We start from the raw sequence: 4,768 nt of genomic DNA on the forward strand, positions 1-4,768 counted from the left end.
CGACCTCGGCCACCTCCTCCTCGGTCTTCGGCAGGAATTCGTGCAACGGCGGATCGAGCAGGCGGATCGTCACCGGCAGGCCGGCCATGATCTCGAACAGTTCCAGGAAGTCCGAGCGCTGCATGGGCAGAAGCTTGGCAAGTGCGGCGCGCCGGTCCTTTTCGGTGTCTGCCAGGATCATCTCGCGCATGGCGACGATGCGGTCGCCATCGAAGAACATGTGCTCGGTGCGGCAGAGGCCGATGCCTTCGGCGCCGAAGGAGCGCGCCATGCGCGCGTCGAGCGGCGTTTCGGCATTGGTGCGCACTTTCATGCGGCGGACCGCGTCCGCCCACTCCATGATGGCGGCGAAATCGCCGGAAAGTTCGGGCTGCAGCATCGGCACGGCGCCCTTCAGCACCTGGCCATTGCCGCCGTCAATGGTGACGATGTCGCCCTTGCGGAAGGTCGAGCCCATCGCCATCAGCGTGCCGGCCTTGTAGTCGACACGCAGCGAGCCGGCCCCGGAGACGCAAGGCTTGCCCATGCCGCGTGCCACCACCGCGGCGTGGCTGGTCATGCCGCCGCGCGTGGTCAGGATGCCTTCCGCCGCATGCATGCCGTGGATGTCTTCGGGGCTGGTTTCGATGCGCACCAGGATCGCCTTGCGGCCCTGCGTCTTCAATTCCTCGGCGTCGCCGGAGGAAAAGACGATCTCGCCGGTGGCGGCACCGGGCGACGCCGGCAGTCCGATGCCGATGACATCGCGCGCGGCCTTGGGGTCGATGGTCGGATGCAGCAACTGGTCGAGCGAGGCCGGGTCGATACGGGCGACGGCTTCCTCTTTCGTGATCAGCCTGTCCTGCGCCATCTCGACGGCGATTTTCAGCGCCGCCTTGGCGGTGCGCTTGCCGGAGCGGGTCTGCAGCATCCACAATTTGCCGCGCTCGATGGTGAATTCGAGATCCTGCATGTCGCGGTAGTGCTTCTCCAGACTGTCGGAGATGGTGACAAAGGACTGGAACGCGTCAGGCATCAGCTTCTGCAGCGACGGCCTGTCCGAGCCAGCTGCGATACGTGCCGCTTCGGTGATGTTCTGCGGCGTGCGGATGCCGGCGACGACGTCCTCGCCCTGCGCGTTCACCAGGAACTCGCCATAGAGCATCTTTTCGCCGGTCGAAGGGTTGCGCGTGAAGGCAACGCCGGTGGCCGAGGTTTCGCCCATATTGCCGAACACCATGGCCTGGACGTTGACCGCAGTGCCCCAGCTTTCGGGAATGTCGTGCAGCCGGCGATAGGTGATGGCGCGGTTGTTCATCCAGCTCGAGAACACGGCTGATATCGCGCCCCAGAGCTGCTCATGCGGATCCTGCGGAAAAGGCCTGCCGAGCTCTTCCTCGATCTTGGCCTTGTACAGCGCGATGACGCCTTGCCATTCGAGCGCCGTGAGTTCGGTGTCGAGCTCGTGCCCGAGCCCGCCTTTCTGATCCTCCAGGATTTCCTCGAACACCTCATGGTCGAGGCCCATGACGACATCGGAATACATCTGGATGAAGCGGCGGTAGCTGTCATAGGCAAAGCGCGCGTCGCCGGAATCGGCGGCCAGCGCCTCGACCGTCTCGTCGTTCAGGCCTAGATTGAGCACGGTGTCCATCATGCCGGGCATCGAGGCGCGAGCGCCCGAACGCACCGACACCAGCAGCAGTTTCGACGGGTCGCCGAACCGACGGCCGGTCAGCCGGCCGATGTGATCGAGCGCGACCGCGACATCGGCTTCCAACCCGGCCGGATAAATACGGCCGTTGGCGTAGTAGGCGTTGCAGACCTCCGTGGTGATGGTGAAGCCCGGCGGCACCGGCAGCCCCAGGCTGCACATCTCGGCCAGGTTGGCGCCCTTGCCACCCAGGAGATTCCTGTCGCTGGCACGGCCTTCCGCCGCACCATCGCCAAAGGTGAAAACCCATTTGCTCATGCATCGCTCTCCGGTTGCAGGAGACTGGAAAGATTGGCGAAACGGAAAGTTCCGCCGGTCCGTCCTTGGAGCGATATGATGCTGCAGTGCGAAAGGCAAGACATCGGCAAAGCCACCTGGCCACTACAATCGATTAAGCAAAGCCGTGCTCCAGCATGCGGCAAAAAGACTTGCCAAGTCAGGAATTCTGGTGTAGAACATACAGTGAACAAACAGGTGCGCCATGAAACTGCCGGGAAAACTCGACTATCTGGAAATGCCCGCGACCGGTGGAACGCTGGACCGGCTGAAGGCTTTCTACAGTACCGCCTTTGCCTGGTCGTTCACCGATTATGGGCCGACCTATTCGGCCTTTGCCGAAGGCCTGGACGGAGGCTTCCAGGCAGATGCCGCGGAAGCGCCATCAAAGCCGCTGCCCGTGCTCTACAGCAGGGATCTGGAGCAAACCCTCGACGCTGTCGAAAGCGCCGGCGGCACGATCGTCAAACCGATCTTCCCGTTCCCCGGCGGCCGGCGCTTCCACTTCGTCGATCCAGCCGGAAACGAGATGGCGGTGTGGTCCGAATAGCCCGCTGCATATCATTTGCCAGCGCTGCGTTGCCTGCCCAATTCGAGCGTTCCAACCGTCACTCATAAGGATTGTGCTTTTTGGCTGCTCTGCTAATAACGCGCCGCACAAGCGACTCTGACGGCAATTGGGGCGTCGCCAAGTGGTAAGGCATCGGTTTTTGGTACCGACATTCCCAGGTTCGAATCCTGGCGCCCCAGCCAATTACTTTTTTTCTGGTGATGGCAGCGCGCTTGTCCACAGCCCAGGCATGCCAGTGTCGTTGCAGACCAGCCTGGTGCCGTTCTCCTCCGACAGGGGGGCGTGCTCGACCAAGCAGTCCATTCCAACCCGCGCCGCTTTCTGCTTGAATGACCCTCGACGTCCCGCAACGGAGCATCGGCCTATCTCAAACGATCCCTTCGCTTCCTTGCAGCAACGTTTCCTTGCCCGGTGTGCGGATCGGCTCGTGGAGTTGAAGGCCGCCCGTGAGAGGAGGGCTGTGCCCGGCAGCAGTTCCGGCGATACGCTGATCGGGATCGCTCACTCGCTCGCAGGGGGGGCCGGAACGTTCGGCTTTCCGGATATCAGCGTGCGAGCGTCCGAGCTTGAGACGTTGCTGATCGAGCGGTCGGATGTCGCACATACTGCGCTCGATGCGCTTATTGCGGAGATCGAGCGGACGCTGAAGTGACGTCAGCCGAAGAGGCTCACTTCTTCGGTCCAGTCAGGCCGGTCCTGGTCATCTCGCCCCAGCTCTGGTCGGCGCGCAGATACTGCCACCAGCCCTTCACGCGCCAGAAATTGTTGAGCTGGCGGTAGCCGAAATTCTCGATCACCGCCACGGCCGTGAGTACGGCAAGGTCCCGCGCGCGCGGAAAACGCTGAAGCTCGGCTTCTTCGAGAACCAGCGAACACACGCTCACGCAAACGCCGTAGGTGAAAACCAGCGACGTGAATGCCAAGAGATATTCGGTCGAGAGGATGCCGAGTAGCCAAAAGGCCGGGATCAGCACATAGCCCAGCACCTCCGATATGGGCCCAAGCACATCGACAATCAGTATGTGACCAAATCCGAGGAAGCCGACCCGCCCATAGCGGGGGTTGAAGAGCATGGAGCGGTAGCGGAAGAAGCACTCGAGCGCACCGCGCTGCCAGCGCGTGCGTTGCCTGGCCAGAACGCGCAGTGACTCGGGTGCTTCTGTCCAGCACACCGGCTCCGGAATGAACTGGATGCGGTATTTGCGTTTGGTGTCCATCATGTGGCGATGCAGCTTGATCACAAGGTCCATGTCCTCGCCCATCGATCCCTTGGTGAAGCCGCCAACCGCCACCACTTCGGCGCGGCGGAACACGCCGAAGGCGCCGGACACCAGCATCAACGTGTTGATGCGGCTCCAGGCCAGCCGTGCCATAAGGAAGGCCCGCAGATATTCGACCACTTGGAACAGTGCCAGCAACCGGCTGGGTAGGCGGATCTCGCGCACCCTGCCCGCTTCGATCCTCGATCCGTTGGCGATGCGGATCGTGCCGCCGACGGCGATGGTGCGCTCGGGATCGTCGATGAAGGGCTGGGCCGCGCGCATCAGTGCGTCGGGCTCGAGGATGGAGTCGCCGTCGATCACACAAAAGAGAGGCGCGCGGCAGACATTGACGCCGGCATTCTGGGCATCGGCCTTGCCGCCATTTTCCTTGTCGACCACGAACAGCCGTTCTGTCATCGGCGAGGAATAGAGGCCGCGGATCGGCTTGTGTGTCAGGGCCTCCTCATAGGGTCGGTGGAATTTCACCAGTTTGAAGCCTTCGATAAGGCGCTGCAGAGTCTGATCCTTCGAGCCGTCGTTGATGACGATGACCTCGAAATTCGGATATTCGAGCGCCAGCATCGAGTGCACGCTCTCGACCACATTCACTTCCTCATTGTAGGCGGGCACCAGCAGCGCGATCGGCGGCGCTACGTCGCCATAGCGGTGCCACAGCAGAGCCGAACGCGCGACCGGCGGGCGCTTGGACAGGGCGTAGGCGGCGATGATGAGCTGCAGCAGGTAGATCGCCGTCTGCGCCAGCCCCGCCCCGATGATGAACCAGGACAGGATGGAGGCCCCCAGAACGATCTCTTGGCTCCAGTCGAACATCAGGTGGCTGGCCCCTCGGCGAGGATCAGCGAGGCCGTGCGCTGCCTGCGCGAGACGTCGCTGGCGGCGATCTCGCGCAGCACCTGCTCTCCCTTCTGGCCGAACGAGCAGAGCGCGTTGGCAGCGGCGTAGCGC

4 protein-coding genes and 1 tRNA gene are annotated in these 4,768 nt (G+C 62.8%); 3 read left to right on the top strand and 2 right to left on the bottom strand.

Going from position 1 to position 4,768, the window contains the following annotated elements; all coding sequences use genetic code 11:
• A partial coding sequence (ppdK, locus tag EOC06_RS19340) for a pyruvate, phosphate dikinase (RefSeq protein WP_245469790.1) occupies positions 1 to 1,951 on the bottom strand: 1,951 nt, incomplete at its 3' end.
• Positions 1,952 to 2,174: 223 nt separating this feature from the next.
• Here ppdK and EOC06_RS19345 point away from each other — a divergent pair.
• The 3 genes from EOC06_RS19345 to EOC06_RS44855 all read left to right on the top strand — a co-directional run bounded on the left by EOC06_RS19345 (position 2,175) and on the right by EOC06_RS44855 (position 3,192).
• Complete coding sequence (locus EOC06_RS19345) at positions 2,175 to 2,519, top strand: VOC family protein (protein WP_127290804.1); 345 nt, start codon at positions 2,175 to 2,177, stop codon at positions 2,517 to 2,519.
• A 128-nt stretch (positions 2,520 to 2,647) separates the two neighbouring features.
• Positions 2,648 to 2,722: transfer RNA gene (locus EOC06_RS19350), tRNA-Gln, on the top strand.
• Between the two features lie 47 nt (positions 2,723 to 2,769).
• A complete protein-coding gene (locus tag EOC06_RS44855) occupies positions 2,770 to 3,192 on the top strand; it encodes an Hpt domain-containing protein (protein WP_127327114.1) in 423 nt (140 codons plus the stop codon).
• A gap of 16 nt (positions 3,193 to 3,208) precedes the next feature.
• Here EOC06_RS44855 and EOC06_RS19360 read toward each other — a convergent pair whose 3' ends face one another.
• Positions 3,209 to 4,633, bottom strand: a complete 1,425-nt coding sequence (locus EOC06_RS19360; RefSeq protein ID WP_127269369.1) for a glycosyltransferase family 2 protein — start codon at positions 4,631 to 4,633, stop codon at positions 3,209 to 3,211.
• Positions 4,634 to 4,768 lie beyond the last annotated feature (135 nt).

Origin of the sequence: Mesorhizobium sp. M7A.F.Ca.MR.362.00.0.0, assembly GCF_004023175.1 — a bacterium.
Lineage (GTDB): Bacteria > Pseudomonadota > Alphaproteobacteria > Rhizobiales > Rhizobiaceae > Mesorhizobium.